The sequence below is a fragment of the Salinivibrio sp. MA351 genome, assembly GCF_001996065.1.
Lineage (GTDB): Bacteria > Pseudomonadota > Gammaproteobacteria > Enterobacterales > Vibrionaceae > Salinivibrio > Salinivibrio costicola.
The window spans coordinates 130,232-145,544 of record NZ_MUFG01000005.1 but is presented as its reverse complement, the minus strand read 5'-3'; the positions used below and the strand labels follow the sequence as shown (position 1 = coordinate 145,544).

14 protein-coding genes are annotated in these 15,313 nt (G+C 52.1%); 9 read left to right on the top strand and 5 right to left on the bottom strand.

From position 1 onward, the window contains the following. Positions 1 to 3 precede the first annotated feature (3 nt). Positions 4 to 738 carry a 23S rRNA (guanosine(2251)-2'-O)-methyltransferase RlmB gene (gene rlmB, locus BZG78_RS04980; protein WP_077660553.1) on the top strand — a complete coding sequence of 245 codons (735 nt, stop codon included), beginning with the start codon at positions 4 to 6 and terminating at the stop codon, positions 736 to 738. Positions 739 to 815: 77 nt separating this feature from the next. Here rlmB and BZG78_RS04975 read toward each other — a convergent pair whose 3' ends face one another. Genes BZG78_RS04975 through BZG78_RS04965 form a run of 3 tightly spaced genes read right to left on the bottom strand, consistent with a single transcriptional unit; the run spans position 816 to position 7,431 of the window. Continuing rightward, a complete protein-coding gene (locus BZG78_RS04975; RefSeq protein ID WP_077660552.1) occupies positions 816 to 3,446 on the bottom strand; it encodes a glycosyl hydrolase family 18 protein in 2,631 nt (876 codons plus the stop codon). Positions 3,447 to 3,455: 9 nt separating this feature from the next. Further along, complete coding sequence (locus tag BZG78_RS04970) at positions 3,456 to 4,628, bottom strand: lytic polysaccharide monooxygenase (protein WP_077660551.1); 1,173 nt, start codon at positions 4,626 to 4,628, stop codon at positions 3,456 to 3,458. A gap of 52 nt (positions 4,629 to 4,680) precedes the next feature. Then, positions 4,681 to 7,431: a glycosyl hydrolase family 18 protein gene (locus tag BZG78_RS04965; RefSeq protein ID WP_077660550.1), complete on the bottom strand. Its 2,751-nt coding sequence runs from the start codon at positions 7,429 to 7,431 to the stop codon at positions 4,681 to 4,683. Between the two features lie 313 nt (positions 7,432 to 7,744). Here BZG78_RS04965 and BZG78_RS15385 point away from each other — a divergent pair, with 313 nt between their 5' ends. The 5 genes from BZG78_RS15385 to rplI are packed head-to-tail and all read left to right on the top strand — an operon-like array spanning position 7,745 to position 9,369. Continuing rightward, on the top strand, positions 7,745 to 7,885 hold the full coding sequence (locus BZG78_RS15385) for a hypothetical protein (protein ID WP_158011513.1): 141 nt from the start codon (positions 7,745 to 7,747) through the stop codon (positions 7,883 to 7,885). An 18-nt stretch (positions 7,886 to 7,903) separates the two neighbouring features. Beyond that, a complete protein-coding gene (gene rpsF / locus BZG78_RS04960) occupies positions 7,904 to 8,332 on the top strand; it encodes a 30S ribosomal protein S6 (protein WP_077460007.1) in 429 nt (142 codons plus the stop codon). Between the two features lie 8 nt (positions 8,333 to 8,340). Beyond that, a complete protein-coding gene (gene priB / locus BZG78_RS04955) occupies positions 8,341 to 8,643 on the top strand; it encodes a primosomal replication protein N (RefSeq protein WP_021023492.1) in 303 nt (100 codons plus the stop codon). Between the two features lie 16 nt (positions 8,644 to 8,659). Beyond that, positions 8,660 to 8,887: a 30S ribosomal protein S18 gene (gene rpsR / locus BZG78_RS04950; RefSeq protein WP_021023493.1), complete on the top strand. Its 228-nt coding sequence runs from the start codon at positions 8,660 to 8,662 to the stop codon at positions 8,885 to 8,887. A gap of 32 nt (positions 8,888 to 8,919) precedes the next feature. Beyond that, positions 8,920 to 9,369, top strand: a complete 450-nt coding sequence (gene rplI, locus BZG78_RS04945; protein WP_021023494.1) for a 50S ribosomal protein L9 — start codon at positions 8,920 to 8,922, stop codon at positions 9,367 to 9,369. Positions 9,370 to 9,430: 61 nt separating this feature from the next. On the opposite strand, the gene BZG78_RS04940 is transcribed toward rplI, so the two are convergent. Beyond that, the gene (locus tag BZG78_RS04940) at positions 9,431 to 10,201 is read right to left on the bottom strand and encodes a DUF481 domain-containing protein (protein ID WP_077660549.1); all 771 of its coding nucleotides are present in this window, start codon (positions 10,199 to 10,201) and stop codon (positions 9,431 to 9,433) included. Between the two features lie 169 nt (positions 10,202 to 10,370). On the opposite strand from BZG78_RS04940, the gene BZG78_RS04935 reads away from it, so the two are divergent. Both BZG78_RS04935 and alr read left to right on the top strand, forming a co-directional pair. Beyond that, positions 10,371 to 11,762, top strand: a complete 1,392-nt coding sequence (locus BZG78_RS04935; RefSeq protein WP_021023496.1) for a replicative DNA helicase — start codon at positions 10,371 to 10,373, stop codon at positions 11,760 to 11,762. Continuing rightward, on the top strand, positions 11,734 to 12,873 hold the full coding sequence (gene alr / locus BZG78_RS04930) for an alanine racemase (RefSeq protein ID WP_077660548.1): 1,140 nt from the start codon (positions 11,734 to 11,736) through the stop codon (positions 12,871 to 12,873). Before BZG78_RS04935 ends, alr begins: the two co-directional genes overlap by 29 nt. 51 nt (positions 12,874 to 12,924) lie before the next feature. Here the strand turns inward: alr and BZG78_RS04925 are convergent, their stop codons facing one another. After that, positions 12,925 to 13,356: a secondary thiamine-phosphate synthase enzyme YjbQ gene (locus BZG78_RS04925; protein ID WP_077660547.1), complete on the bottom strand. Its 432-nt coding sequence runs from the start codon at positions 13,354 to 13,356 to the stop codon at positions 12,925 to 12,927. Between the two features lie 229 nt (positions 13,357 to 13,585). Between BZG78_RS04925 and pgi the strand changes: the two genes are divergently transcribed. Continuing rightward, a complete protein-coding gene (pgi, locus tag BZG78_RS04920; RefSeq protein ID WP_021023499.1) occupies positions 13,586 to 15,241 on the top strand; it encodes a glucose-6-phosphate isomerase in 1,656 nt (551 codons plus the stop codon). Positions 15,242 to 15,313 lie beyond the last annotated feature (72 nt).

The following is a 15,313-nucleotide window of genomic DNA, read 5'->3' as shown; positions in this document are numbered from 1 at the left end:
ATCATGAGTAGTGAAGTTATTTACGGCATTCATGCCGTCCAAGCGATTTTAGCAACCGATCCTTCCCGCTTTATTGAAGTGATGGTATTAAAAGGGCGTCAAGACGAGCGTTTGGTCCCCGTGCTCAATGAGATTGCGATGCTGGGCGTGAGTATTCAGCAAGTGGGCCGCAAAGCGTTAGACGACAAAACTCAAGGTGCGTCGCATCAGGGGATTGTTGCCCGTGTCAAACCGGGTCGTCAGTACAACGAGAATGACTTGGAGGCGATCCTCGCCAATACCGAGACCCCCTTGTTGCTGGTGCTGGATGGGGTAACTGACCCCCACAATTTGGGGGCTTGCCTGCGCACTGCCGATGCAGCCGGAGTGAGTGCGGTCATCGTTCCGAAAGATAAATCTGCTCAGCTTAACGCGACGGCCCGCAAAGTGGCCTGTGGCGCAGCTGAAGTGGTGCCTTTGGTGCGTGTTACTAACTTGGCGCGTTCAATGCGGACGCTCAAAGAGCAGGGCGTGTGGTTTGTGGGCACCGCCGGTGAAGCCGATCATGATGTTTACGACACCAAATTGGTGGGGCCGCTAGCCTTAGTGATGGGCGCGGAAGGAGACGGCATGCGCCGTTTGACCCGTGAAACCTGTGATGAGCTAATTCGTATTCCCATGTCAGGAAGCGTATCGAGCTTGAACGTATCCGTGGCAACTGGTGTCTGTTTGTATGAAGCGGTGCGTCAGCGTCGTTAAGTGCCTTGTCTCTTGTCCACCGTTGAAGAAAAACGCCCCTGTTGGGGCGTTTTGTCATTGAGGGAAGTGAGAAACCGTTACAGCAATTGCCAGACCGCGGCGCTGCCCGGCTTTTCGCCTTGCGTCCACCACTTGGCTTGGTAGCGTTGGTTGTTATATTCAACTTCAGCACCGCCGGAATAAGCGACGGTCGCTTGCCATTCACTGCTTTGGTTGGCTTGGCTATCCCCGACGCGCTCCCATGGATCGCCTTGGTCTGGGCGCTGGCCTTTGGTCCACCACTTGGCGCGATACTCAACCCCTTGATACAGGACGCGATCGCCGCCGACATACACGGTGTTTTCATCCCACGTTGGTAAGCCACTGGCCGGCGTCACGGTTACCGTGAATTGCGCTTGCGTGGTTTTGTCGCCATCGCTGACCTCGACCGTGACCACATAGTCGCGATTCTCCGTCACGGTGGGTGCCGTTAGCGTCACCTGATCACCGCTGCCAGAAACGGCCAGATCGCCGGATGCACGGTAGGTGTAGCTGAGTGTATCGCCATCTGGGTCGTTTGCCTCAATCGTCACGCGGGTTTGCTCACCGCTTTTCAGGCTAACTGGGGCGATAGGTGCCACGGTAGGGGCTTGGTTTTCACCCGGTACCACCACCTCGATAGTCGCATTGGCCTCGGCACGGGCTTGACCATCCGATATCGTCACCGACAGGGAATAGTCGGTGCTGGTGCTCACATCCGGGGCGGTCACCGTGACCGAATTCGTGTCGCCATTGCTGAGTGCCAACGCAGCGTCACCTTGCCAGCGATAGGTCAGGGCATCGCCATCCCGATCGCGCCCATTAGCAGCAATGGTTAGCGACTCTCCAGGCGCCAGCGTATAGCTTTGTTGCGCAAGAGTGACAGTGGGGGCGCTATTAACCGGCGGCTGACCATCCTGCGCTAAGCCTTCGTGCATGGCATTGAGAATATCGCCATTGTCGGCATCGATTTCCCAGGCAAACAAACCGGCGAAGTTGTGATTACGCACATACTGGCCTTTGGCTTTGACCGAGCGGGGGGTGTCGTAAGTGACCAGCTTGCCGTTGTCAGGGTTCCAAATGTAGGCCGCTTCAGCTTGCTCATCATAACCGGTTTGAAAGCCATTGATGCCGTTACCCGCGCTGCCGAGCATTGATGTGACGACGCCTTTGTAGTCAATCACGCCCGCTTCCCAAATACCATCAGCGGTGCTGCCTTTGATCGGGCCGTTACCGGGCGCGGTCATCGGGTTGCTAGGATCGGTTGCATTGGCAGGGAAAACGCCTTCCCAGCCACGACCGTACATCGCGGTACCGATCACCATTTTTTCCGGTGGCACGCCGCTTTCTAGCAGTAATTGCACGCCATTATCGAGCGTGTAAGCAGGGCCTTTGCGGGGCTCGCCGTTATCATCGACGCCAGTGCCATCACATTCATCCGCACTCATGTGGCTGCCACAGTAAATGGCGGTTTGGTGACCGGTGACATTATTCCATGCGCCGAAAAAGTCGTAGGTCATGGCAAAGATGTAATCCATGTACGGCGCGCTGGCGCTGTAATCGACGTTGGCGATTTTGTCATAACCGGCACCGACGGCCGAGGTGAGTTGGTACTCACGGCCCGTGTCGGCTTCGAGCTCATCCAACATCGCGCGCAGCTCACGCATTAAGGCCGCGTAGGCTTGGCTATCCTTATCTTGGTCACCTAAATCAGGGTTGGCACCGCCACCGCCTGGGTATTCCCAGTCAATGTCGACCCCATCGTAGAATTTCCAGGTTTGCAGGAACTCTTTCATTGAGGCGACAAAGACGTCACGGTTGGCCTTGTCGGTGAAATCATAGAAGGGGTCGGATAGGGTCCAGCCGCCCACGGAGGGGAGAATTTTCAGATCAGGGTAGCGCTGCTTGAGCGCCATCATTTGCGCGTAGGTGCCACCTATCGGATCTTTGGCCGGTGTGCCGGGCAGCTTTTTCTGAATCGCCGCCCATGGGTCATGGATTGCCACTTCATAGTCTTCTGAGCCTTGGCAAGCGAGCTCAAGTGCGCGCAAGCTGTTGCCATTTTCGATGTCGCCCAATGACTCATTGGGGCCACAAATGGGGATAAAGCCATACAAGATGTGGGTGAGATTCCCCGCGGGCACCTGACTGACATCGAAGTTACGACCATAAATGCCCCATTCGACAAAGTATGCCCCCACCACGGTATCAGGCTGTTTGGGATAGTCATTGTTGTTCGGGTCGACATTCATCGGCAGTGGGTCAAGATGGACGCCGTCGGTGTCTGCGATGACGATGGGTTTGGCGGCACTGGTCGCACACTGACCATCGACGCCCCCTTCACACAAGGCGAGTTTAAGCTGGTGACGACCGCCTTTGTCATAGGGGAAAGTGACTGTGCCGGATTGGGTGCCTGCCGGTAAAGTGCCTTGATTGACCACCTGATCGTCAAAGTACACCTTGTAGCTGTCACCGCCATCACCGGACCAGGCATTCCATTTAATTTCAATTTGGACTTCATCCACGCGCTGCACCAGATCTTTGTACGATCCGCGGCCATATTCATCGACTTCAACAAAAGAATAGTTTTGTGGCTTCCAGTCCAAACTTGGGGTTGAAGGGGCCGCCACGGCGTGGCTGGCGCCCAGTGCCCCAGCAATCGCCAGAGAGAGTAGGGTCATTGGCTTCATGTTTGCTCCTTATTGTGTCACGCGTTGCCAAACAAGGGCAGCGCCGGGTTGCTCGTTTCTAGTCCACCATTTTGCTTGGTAAATATTGTCGCCGTAGCGCACGCGATCCTTGGCCACATAGACCTCAGATGCGCGCCATGCGGGCAGGTTGCTGGTGGGTTCGTCGGTAGCCGGGATCACCGACAGGTTGAAGCTATAGCTATCGTGATGGCTAAAGACTTGGTTTTGCACCACGTCATCGGCATTAAACTGGATCTCGCCGTGGCGCATCACCCCGATACGTAAGGGCTCGTTAGCCTGTTGCTCGATAAGGCTGGCCAGCGCGTGTGGCCAATTCGTCACATTTTGGTCCGTCAGGGTGAGTGTGACATCCACCACTTCTTGGCCTTGGCGATTGTGCAAGCGGGCCCGCACGCGATCGCCCAATGCTGCCATTTGTGGATGTTGGACAAAGTATCCTAGCTCGTGCCATTGGGCGGGTGCGGTCTGACTAGGGGTGATGGTAATGTCGGCACAGTTGTAGAAGCCTTCTCCGGCCGGATCAATACGTTGCCAACGGCTATAGATAATAGCATCACCTTGACGATCGGCGGGCAGGGTCACGGTCATCTCATAATACCGGTTACCGTTATCGCCGATCACAATGGGCAGATCGCCAAAGGTGTCGATCTTTTCGAGATCATCCCACGTCAGCGCATCGGTCGCGCCGTTGTAATCTGGCTTGGTCAGATAAATTTCCCAGAAACTTGGATCGTGAGGAGTGGTGGCGCGAAAGCGCACGTCAATTTGGCCATTGCCATCTGGGGTGATCTCGGTCCGTTGCCAATCCGATGAGGGTAAACTGATCCCGGCTTTATTGGGATCGCCGGCGCCACATAAGTTACCATCGGTAACGGCCGCTTTCACCGCATCCATATTACGGTAATCCGCCACCAATTGCGCCGATTCATGGTGTTGCACAAACGGGTAGTGCCCCGATTCTAAGAACGCCGCGCGACAGGCGGCGTTAGGGATACCTGACCCATCTGAAGGCCACCAATAGCCCCCTTGCTCATGGCAAATCGCCTGGCGCGCTTTGGGGCTTTCTAAATAGCCATGTGCCATCACCTGTGTACTGCTTGCGACCAGCGCAAGAGCCACGGCGGTACGGCAGGAAAACTGCGTGAACGAAGACTTGAACATAACGACTCCTTAATGGGGGCACTCAGCCCCCGCATTCAAGACCAGAAATGGATTAGAGGCTGCAGACTTGGCGCCAAGCTTGACCACCGGGTGCCGCTTGGGTCCACCACTTGGCTTCCCACACCGCCTCTTGGTAGATAAGTTGGTCGCCACCGCTGGCATGATTGCCCCCGTTAGGCCAGTTGGGGTAGGTACTCAGGCTGGCGATATAGACGTCAGGACACTGAGACTCTCCGCCACTTTGGCTGGTGCTACCGGGGAGCGCAGGCGGAAGGCTTGGATACCCCTGCTTCACCGCATAGCGCTGGCCATTTTTTTCGATGGTGATATTGGTTGGGTTGGTGATAGGCATGTAGTACATCACCTGAGCGTCCAAGGTTTCACCCGGCTTAAAGCTTTGCTCTATACCACCCCATTCGTTAATCAAGGTGATGGCAAAGCGATGATGGGTGGCATCAAACCCGCCGATGTTGTTACCACTGGCATTGCTGCTATCACGCACCACTTCCATGCGCAGCTTTTTCTGGGCGTTCCAGTCAGATTTAAAAATGGCCGAGGTAGACACTGGCACATCAAAGCTGATGGTGGCGCCCGATAAGTCCAGATCGGAGTGGTTGGTAAAGCGGAACGTGGGGCGAATAGGGTAGTTGTCATCGCCCACTGGGAAGTTCAGCGCGTCAAGCGTGACATCCACTTGCTCGCTTGGCACTTGGAAATTGGCGTCGCCACGTTGTAGTGAGTAGTCGCTGCCCGCTTGCTTAAAGGTTTGGTACGCCAGAGAGGTCAGGGTGTCACCCATAAAGTAGGCTTGACGCTGATCATCATAGCGATAATCCCCCGCCAGCTCCCAGAACATCACCCCGCCTAGGCCCCTATTGACCACGTAGTCGACCTTTTCGGCCATCGAGGTTTCGTCTTCCATTGACAGGAATACGCGTTTTTCTTCGTTCCAAACCCACGGCGCTTTGGCGATGTCATCGTAGTAACGCTGATAACTACCAGTAAGGCGATCAGTGGGGTCTTGCTCAGGATCAAGTCCGTATTCCGCCGCATAGGCCGGTAGTTTGCCGTCGAGCAAGTTTTTCACATGCCATAAAGGGTTGGAGCCAGCAGGCACTTCGGTGCCGAGCTCATCCACATCATGCCAAAGGTTATCTATCCCGATTGCACCGTTGCCGCATTTGTTTTTCTCACCGACGCCGGTGCCGGCTGGGCACTCGCTCTGGTTTGGCAATGGTGCGCGTCCCCAAAGACCTTTGTCGCCACCTTGCACGTCTTTAAAGCCGCGGGTGTAATACGGGATACCGATATTGATGCGGCCGGGAGACATACCGCCCATAAAGTAGGTGGCTGCCCAATCGGTATTTAAATAGCCAATCCCTTCAAATTCAGGGGTTTGGTAGACATTCCACTGTTTAAGTTCGGAATCCTCTCCGGTGTCATACAGCGGCGCTTGATGGCCAACATGATCGTTCCATGCCCCGTGCAGATCATAGCTCATGATGTTGACGTAATCTAAGTATTGGGTGGTTTGGAAGGTTTCCATCCCGCGCAATAAGTAACCCGATGACGGTGCGGCAATGGTCAGCATATAGTGCTTGCCATCTTGCGCGCTGGCTTTATCGAGCGCTTCACGCAGCGACTTCATCAGTACTTGATAGGATTTATTCAAGTGCGCGCGACGTGGGTTGGAGTACTCGAAATCGTCAGGGTGGCCTGAGTCTTTCATCGACGATGGGTATTCATAATCAATGTCCAGACCATCAAAGCCATACTGGCGCAAGAAGGCGACGGCACTGTCGATGCGCTCGCCGTTTTCACCGAAGTAGCCCCCGGTTTCGGCCCAGCCACCCACGGAGATCAGTGTTTTCACGTCGGGGTGCTGCTTTTTATACTTGTTGAGTAAGTTAAAGTGGCCTTTGTACGGCAGGGTTGGATCCATCTCTGCGCCGGCTACGCCCGGCCAGGTCATTTGGGTCGCGGGGTTATCGGGGGCATTGGGATCGCCGATAGACAGTTGGTTGTCCGCGTTGATGTGGGCAAAGGCGTAGTTAATGTGGGTGATCTTGTCCCAAGGAATATCGCTGACTAAATAAGCGGGCTGGCCGTTGGCGCCGTTTCGCCAGCTGGTGAAATAGCCAATGACACGGCGAGGGTGATCGGCGCCCATGTCTTCAAGGCCGTTTTCGTCATACACCGAGCAATACGGCACCTCGACATCTGGGGTGGTGTATAAACCAGCCGGACGACAGGTATACTTATCGCCGCCGGTTTGGTCATCACCCACCACCTGTTGCAATGTCTGGATGTCGGTAGCGCCTTTGTCGTCGGTCACGGTGAGAGTAAATGTAAAACGACCCGTTTGTTCGGCTTGCCAGCGAATGGCGGTTGCTTCTGCACCTTCATACAATAGGGTGTCGCCTTGTGAGAGCGCGAATGAGGTCACTGTGCCATCAGTGTCTGTCCCGGCGAGGGTGAAGGTGAGTGTGTCACCAACCTCAATCGGTCCAGACGGAGAGACGGTTAAGGTTGCGGTAGGGGCTTGGTTGACGCTACCAGCGCACTGGCCGAGGATTTTCCACGCTTTCCATTCGCCAGATTGGGTGGCCGGGTCGGCTTGCGTCCACCACCTCGCTTCATAGGCGGTGTTATCTGTTTTTACTTGATCCCCTTTAGTGTAGGTATTGCCATTCTGCCAATCGGATAATGGCTGGCAATCAACTGCAGCGTGTACGCTGGGGCTACTTAATGCGAGCCCTGCCAAACCAAGTGCGACCATACGCGATGGTGTTACTATCTTCATATTTTGCTCCAAAAATTTTTGAAACGAATTTCATCAATACAGTCAGTGATTGATGAGGTCTTCCCCTACGCTTTTTGCACTAAAAACGGCTTTTCCGCTCAAGCATAGGCAATAAAAAGATTATTTTGGGCATTAAATGCCAAGAAAAGGAGGCGGGAATGTCATAATTTGAGCGTGGGTTCATAAACTAATTATTGGTAAAAAAGAAGTGCATCCATAGCGTGATGTTGGTGGGAATTCGCACATAATTGACAGTTTGCAGGCTTGATTTCTTATTTTTTTTGAAATTGGTCATACTTTTTTCGGGGATGCCATGGAACAACCAACCGATAAAGACAAAATCCGTTTGCTTATGACGCTGCAATTCTGTACTATCTCGCGCCTGATTCTCGGTCTTTTCTTTTCCGTTCCTTGCTTCCGCTGGACGACCGAGCCAATTGTGGAAGCTGATTAATCCGTAAGGAGCAACTCAATGCGTCATTACGAAATCGTATTCATGGTGCACCCTGATCAGAGCGAGCAAGTTGCTGGCATGATCGAGCGTTACACTGCGTCTATTAAAGATGCAGGCGGTCAGATCCACCGTCTAGAAGACTGGGGCCGTCGCCAACTGGCTTACCCAATCAACAAACTGCACAAAGCACACTACGTTATGATGAACGTAGAAGCCGAGCAGGCTGTGATTGACGAGCTAGAAAGCATGTTCCGCTTCAACGACGCAGTGATCCGTAACATGATCATGCGTACTAAAGACGCTATCACTGAGCCATCTGTCATGATGAAGGCTAAAGAAGAGCGTACTGCTAAGCGTGAAGATCGCCCTGAGCGTGAAGAGCGTGCGGAAGCGAAGCCAGAAGCAAAAGCGGAAGCTGAAGCTGAAGGCGAAAACGCAGCTGAGTAATTGCTGTGATGACCAATCGGTTGGAGCTTGCTGGTGTTATCAGTAAAGGTCCGGTCCGTCGCCAAAGCCCTGCAGGCGTTCCGCACTGTCACTTTGTGTTAGAGCATCGTTCCACGCAGGTTGAAGCTGACTTCCCTCGACAAGTTTTTTGTCGTTTATCTGTGGTTGTGAGTGGGCAAGGGTCAACACAACAAACGCAAAATTTAGCTTTAGGTAGCCATATCAAGGTAAGCGGTTTTATTGCTTACCAGACCAGCCGACAAGGCGAGGGAAAATTGGTATTGCATGCCGACACTATTATAGACATTTAGATCAGGAGATAAGCCCATGGCACGTTTCTTCCGTCGTCGTAAATTCTGCCGTTTCACTGCAGAAGGCGTCACAGAGATCGATTACAAAGATGTAGCGACTCTAAAAAATTACATTACCGAATCAGGTAAAATCGTACCTAGCCGTATCACTGGTACTCGTGCTAAGTATCAGCGTCAACTGGCTCGTGCTATCAAGCGCGCTCGTTACCTGGCCCTGCTGCCGTACACTGACAAGCATCAGTAATCGGAACTGTCCAAGTTAGAGAGGATTGAAGAATGCAAGTTATTCTACTTGATAAAATCGGTAACCTGGGTGGCCTAGGTGATCAGGTAACTGTTAAATCTGGTTATGCACGTAACTTCCTTATCCCTCAGGGTAAAGCTGTTATGGCAACCAAAGCCAACATTGAACATTTTGAAGCACGTCGTGCTGAGCTAGAAGCAAAAGTTGCTGAGCAACTGGCTGCTGCTCAAGCGCGTGCTGAGAAAGTTGAAGCACTAGAAGCGGTTGAAATCGCTTCGAAAGCGGGTGATGAAGGTAAACTGTTTGGTTCTATCGGTACCCGTGATATCGCTGACGCTGTGACTGCAGCGGGCGTTGAAATCGCTAAAAACGAAGTTCGTCTACCAGAAGGCGCACTGCGTCACACTGGCGAGTACGAAATCAGCGTGCAACTGCACTATGATGTTTTCGCGACCGTCAACGTGAACGTTGTTGCTATGTAATTAGCAACAAGGTTTCGATAAAAAGCCAGCCTTCGGGTTGGCTTTTTGTTTTTTCAGCGGTTTATAACCATTGATAACGAATACCGACCGTGAACATACTGTCGCGATTTTTTAGTCCCGGAGGGACATCTGTCATGTAAGTCTGTTTGCTGGTTATTTTTATCGATAACTTTTCAGTAATGGTCGATGCCAAAGTGAGTGATCCTTCGACACTGGTATTACTGCTCCCTGAAATGATAATACTTCTTCCTTCTAAACTGACATTATCGAGCATATGCCACTCTCCTCTTGCCTGTCCACGTATCACTGATTCACTGACTGAGTAAGGCATGATCAAATCGTCATCATCAATTTCATCGACGTTCGGTTGTTGGTAACGAAAACCTGGACCTATCTCGGTGCTTAATGTGACCTTAGCGTTTTGAAGCCAGTGATAGCCTAAACCCGTTGCCAGCATAAAATCGTCATAATAAGGGCCGTAACGGTCGGCGACATAAGTGGCATTGAGTAGCGCATAGCTTCTGTCACCAAGTAGCATATTAGCTTGCGACTCTAGCTCTGTTTTACGTTTGTCCTCTTCACCATCTTTTTCAACTTGCAACAGACTAATGCTGGCTTGATAACTGTATTGCTCAACTTGATATTGACCTGTGAGCGCATTATTGATGGTTTGAGAATCTGAGTTACCACCGAGGCGCTGATAACCGATCGAAATATCGGCTGACCAAGGTGATTCTGATGTTTTATTATCGTCACTTGCATAGGCAGGAACCCCGCATACCATCCAAATTGATAACCACACGGGTTGACAAAAAGACTTCACTACTTTCATCTCACGCAATCTAAGGCGCCGCTATGCTAAGCGCTGTTTGCATTGTGATAGTCAAATTTGGGTTAGAATTCGAGGGTGTCATTCAGCGTTTGGAAAAAAATGTCTCATGGGGCAGCGTCCCACGAGGACAGCGGGTATAATGACTTCCATTAGTAATAGGTGAGTTTTTATGGCAGACAATCGTAAACCCGCAAAAGATCAGCAAGTCGCTAACCTCAAAGTGCCACCACACTCGATAGAGGCCGAGCAGTCGGTTTTAGGTGGTTTAATGTTGGATAATGAACGCTGGGATGCGGTTGCGGAAAAAGTCGTCGGCCATGATTTTTATAGCCGACCCCATCGGTTGATTTATGAATCGACCAAATCGCTACTGGATGAGGGGAAGCCGCTTGATCTCATCACCTTGTCTGAGCATCTCGAAAAGGCGGGAACGCTCGACGATGTGGGCGGCTTTGCTTACTTGGCGGAGCTGGCGAAAAACACCCCGAGCGCCGCTAACATTGTGGCGTATGCCGACATTGTGCGTGAGCGCGCCATGGTGCGCAACCTGATTGGGGTAGCCAATGAAATTGCCGATGCGGGCTATGATACCCAAGGGCGAAGCTCAGAAGATTTGCTCGATATGGCGGAGAGTAAAGTCTTCGCGATTGCTGAGTCTCGGACCAGTGAAACCGAAGGTCCACAGCACATTGACTCGGTACTGAGTCGCACCCTAGAGCGCATTGAGGAGCTATTCAAGTCACCGCAAGACGGGGTTACCGGGGTATCGACGGGTTTTACCGATCTTAATAAGAAAACGGCAGGCTTACAGCCCTCTGATCTCGTTATCGTCGCGGCACGACCATCGATGGGTAAAACGACCTTTGCGATGAACTTGTGTGAAAACGCGGCCATGGACCAAGAAAAGCCTGTATTGATTTTCTCGCTCGAGATGCCGGCTGAACAGCTGATGATGCGTATGTTGGCCTCGTTATCACGGGTTGACCAAACCAAGATCCGAACCGGCCAATTAGATGATGAAGATTGGGCGCGTATCTCGTCCTCGATGGGGATCTTGATGCAGAAAAAGAACATGTACATCGATGATAGCTCCGGCCTAACACCGACTGATGTGCGCTCGCGAGCCCGCCGTGTGGCGCGCGAACATGGTGGCGTGAGCATGATCATGGTCGACTATTTGCAACTGATGCGCGTGCCAGGGTTACAAGAAAACCGGACCTTGGAAATTGCTGAAATTTCGCGTTCACTGAAAGCGCTCGCGAAAGAGCTGAATGTGCCTGTAGTGGCGCTATCGCAGCTTAACCGTTCGTTGGAGCAACGTGCTGATAAGCGCCCCGTTAACTCGGACCTGCGTGAGTCGGGTGCGATTGAGCAAGATGCTGACTTGATCATGTTTATTTATCGTGACGAAGTCTACAACCCAGAAAGTGCCATGAAAGGGATTGCAGAAATCCTGATTGGTAAACAGCGTAACGGTCCGATTGGTAGTGTGCGCTTGACCTTCCAAGGCCAGTACTCACGTTTTGATAATTATGCAGGACCCGCGTTTGATGATGAGTGATCTGTCTACCATGACCAATGCGGCTCGCGCCTTCATTGATCCCAAGGCCATGGTGCACAACATCCAAGTGATGCGTCGCAAAGCCCCCGGTAGCAAAGTGATGACAGTGGTCAAATCGGACGGTTACGGTCATGGGCTAACCTCCGTTGCGACGACGTTGGCGCCTTATAGCGATGCCTTTGGGGTGGCGCGGATAGAAGAAGCACTGACGCTGCGTCAAGCGGGCATTACCTTACCCATTGTGCTACTCGAAGGTTTCTACGAAGCGGATGAGCTGCCGTTATTGGTTGAGCACCAACTGACCGCCACCGTGCACTGTGATGAGCAAGTGGCAATGCTGACACAAGCGACCCTATCTTCGCCTTTGTCGGTATGGCTAAAAGTGGACTCAGGCATGCATCGGCTCGGCTTTGAACCGGATCAGGTGCCTGGTGCGCTTTTTGCCCTGCATGCTTGCGACAATGTAGCGCCTGAGATTGGTTACTTGAGTCATTTTGGCTGCGCGGACGAAATGGATAATCCGATCACCCAAGCGCAAATTGACACCTTCTCGCGCGTTACGGAAGGGCTGCCCGGTGAACGCTCATTGGCTGCATCTTCCGGCACGTTATTTTGGCCGCAAAGTCATTTTGATTGGGTGCGCCCAGGTATTTGCCTGTATGGCATTTCCTCTCGTATTGAATTAACAGGCGACGCACTTGGTTTGAAGCCGGCAATGCGCCTGACATCGCGGGTCATGGCTGTGCGTCGTCTCAAAGCTGGCGAGCCGGTAGGTTATGGCGCGCGTTGGCGCAGTTCGCGCGATACCTTGATTGGTGTGATTGCGATCGGCTATGGCGACGGCTATCCGCGTTCTGCACCTGACGGCACGCCCGTATGGCTCAATGGTCGAGAAGTACCGCTGGCTGGGCGCGTCTCAATGGATATGATCACCGTTGATCTGGGTCCAGATGCGACCGATAAGGTGGGTGATGAAGCGGTGTTGTGGGGACCCGAGCTCCCGGTTGAGCGCATCGCGCGCTTGGTTGATACGATTGGTTATGAACTTGTCTGCCAGGTGACAGGCCGCGTCCCACGTCAATATCTAACCAATACCTCCCCGAGGGGGTGAGCGAAACGCAGTGATACACTAAACGCCTCGGGGCTGCTTTGTCTCGGTTGATTAGCCCGCGGTAGGCGCGCCTTGAAGTGTGACGACCAGCGTACGTGAACCGCCCTGATCACGGTGTTCGCCTAGATAAATCCCTTGCCACGTACCGAGATTGAGGTGTCCTTGAGTGATAGGGACAGTGACACTGGCCCCTAGCAAAGACGCCTTAATATGTGCCGGCATATCATCATCCCCCTCATAGGTATGACGGTAATAGGGCGCGCGCTCGGGCACTGAGTGATTAAAATGGGACTCCATATCTTGACGCACGGTGGGGTCCGCATTTTCATTGAGGGTTAAACTGGCTGAGGTATGTTTGATAAATACCTGCATCATCCCCATCTCAATATCATGCAACACAGGCAGTGCGTCGATGATCTCGTCGGTCACAAGGTGAAAGCCTCGAGAGCGCGGGCGTAAGCGAATTTCAGTTTGGTACCACATAAGCAATCCTTGTTGTGATCTCTATCGTAATCAGTTAGCCCAAAGGCGATCCAACTATTCTATGATTAATCGCAACCTACTCACAGCGATTGCATGTGAGAATCGAGCCATGATTATGTAATATTACACCAATAACCGCTGCGTACAGCATGGTGGTGCTGACGTTATACAGGACTCCAGCCTGCTGTGATACCCACAGCAGCACTCACAACGCGATTTGGATGACATGATGCTAAAGACAACGAACCCCACACAAACCGTGGCGTGGCAATCACTGACCGCCCACTTTGAAGAAGCACAGGACTATACACTGGCGGATCTGTTTGCGGATAATCCAGACCGATTTGCCCATTTTTCAACGCAATTTGAAGACAGCATTCTGTTGGATTATTCCAAAAACCTGATCAGCGAAGAAACCCTGACCAAGTTATTGGCATTGGCAGACGAAACGGGCGTCTCAGACGCGATTACGTCGATGTTTAATGGTGAGAAAATCAACCGTACAGAAGACCGAGCCGTGCTTCATACTGCGTTGCGTAACCGTAGCAACCAGCCTGTTATGGTGGATGGCGAAGATGTCATGCCGCACGTCAACGCAGTACTCGCGCAAATGCAATCATTCTCTGAGCGTGTGATCAGCGGTGAGTGGAAAGGCTATACCGGTAAAGCAATTACCGATGTGGTGAACATTGGTATCGGTGGCTCAGATCTTGGCCCTTACATGGTCACTGAAGCGCTGGCAGCCTACAAAAACCACCTCAATTTACACTTTGTTTCTAACGTTGATGGCACCCACATGGCCGAAACGTTAAAAGCCCTGAATCCTGAAACGACGTTGTTCTTGGTGGCTTCAAAAACCTTTACCACCCAAGAAACCATGACCAATGCGCACACGGCGCGTGACTGGTTTATGAAGGCCGCTGGAGATGAAAGCCAGGTGGCGAAGCATTTTGCGGCGCTTTCAACCAATGCCGATGCTGTTGCGAACTTTGGGATTGATACGGCCAACATGTTCGAGTTCTGGGACTGGGTTGGTGGCCGTTATTCACTGTGGTCAGCCATTGGTCTATCGATTTGCTTAGGCGTCGGCTTTGACAATTTTGTCGCCTTACTCGATGGCGCTCATCAAATGGATAACCACTTTAAAACCGCACCCATGGCGCAAAACATGCCGGTGTTGTTGGCGTTAATTGGTATCTGGTACAACAACTTCCACGGTGCTGAATCAGAAGCGATTTTACCGTATGATCAATACATGCATCGCTTTGCCGCTTATTTCCAGCAAGGCAACATGGAATCAAACGGTAAATACGTCGACCGTCACGGTAATCCGGTTGATTATCAAACAGGCCCAATCATCTGGGGTGAACCTGGTACAAACGGCCAACATGCTTTCTATCAGCTTATCCACCAAGGCACTAAGTTAATCCCGTGTGACTTTATTGCCCCCGTGCATAGTCACAACGCGATTGGCGATCACCACGCTAAACTGATGGCGAACTTTTTTGCTCAGACCGAAGCATTAGCCTTTGGTAAGAGCCGTGAGCAAGTCGAAGCCGAGCTAGTGAAAGCGGGCAAATCGGCCGAAGACGTGGCCGCGATCGCACCCTTTAAAGTGTTTGAAGGTAACCGTCCAACCAACTCTATTTTGGTTGAGAAAATCACTCCTTATACACTCGGGGCTTTGATTGCGATGTATGAGCATAAAATCTTCACTCAGGGTGTAATTTGGAACATTTTCAGCTTTGATCAGTGGGGTGTTGAGCTGGGTAAACAACTGGCAAGCAACATTTTGCCTGAGCTGAGTGATGATCAGCAGGTTGAGAGCCATGATAGCTCGACCAATGGACTGATCAATGCATTCAAGCAGTGGCGCCAAGCGTAAGCTGACCGACTACGATTAATTGAGAAAGCTAAACGCCGCGATGCTTATCGCGGCGTTTTTTATTTTAATATA

Bases quoted from the DNA above. Each gene is read 5' to 3' on its own strand.
- rlmB (WP_077660553.1), top strand. From the start codon at position 4: ATGAGTAGTGAAGTTATTTACGGCATTCATGCCGTCCAAGCGATTTTA.
- BZG78_RS04975 (WP_077660552.1), bottom strand. From the start codon at position 3,446: ATGAAGCCAATGACCCTACTCTCTCTGGCGATTGCTGGGGCACTGGGC.
- BZG78_RS04970 (WP_077660551.1), bottom strand. From the start codon at position 4,628: ATGTTCAAGTCTTCGTTCACGCAGTTTTCCTGCCGTACCGCCGTGGCT.
- BZG78_RS04965 (WP_077660550.1), bottom strand. From the start codon at position 7,431: ATGAAGATAGTAACACCATCGCGTATGGTCGCACTTGGTTTGGCAGGG.
- BZG78_RS15385 (WP_158011513.1), top strand. From the start codon at position 7,745: ATGGAACAACCAACCGATAAAGACAAAATCCGTTTGCTTATGACGCTG.
- rpsF (WP_077460007.1), top strand. From the start codon at position 7,904: ATGCGTCATTACGAAATCGTATTCATGGTGCACCCTGATCAGAGCGAG.
- priB (WP_021023492.1), top strand. From the start codon at position 8,341: ATGACCAATCGGTTGGAGCTTGCTGGTGTTATCAGTAAAGGTCCGGTC.
- rpsR (WP_021023493.1), top strand. From the start codon at position 8,660: ATGGCACGTTTCTTCCGTCGTCGTAAATTCTGCCGTTTCACTGCAGAA.
- rplI (WP_021023494.1), top strand. From the start codon at position 8,920: ATGCAAGTTATTCTACTTGATAAAATCGGTAACCTGGGTGGCCTAGGT.
- BZG78_RS04940 (WP_077660549.1), bottom strand. From the start codon at position 10,201: ATGAAAGTAGTGAAGTCTTTTTGTCAACCCGTGTGGTTATCAATTTGG.
- BZG78_RS04935 (WP_021023496.1), top strand. From the start codon at position 10,371: ATGGCAGACAATCGTAAACCCGCAAAAGATCAGCAAGTCGCTAACCTC.
- alr (WP_077660548.1), top strand. From the start codon at position 11,734: ATGCAGGACCCGCGTTTGATGATGAGTGATCTGTCTACCATGACCAAT.
- BZG78_RS04925 (WP_077660547.1), bottom strand. From the start codon at position 13,356: ATGTGGTACCAAACTGAAATTCGCTTACGCCCGCGCTCTCGAGGCTTT.
- pgi (WP_021023499.1), top strand. From the start codon at position 13,586: ATGCTAAAGACAACGAACCCCACACAAACCGTGGCGTGGCAATCACTG.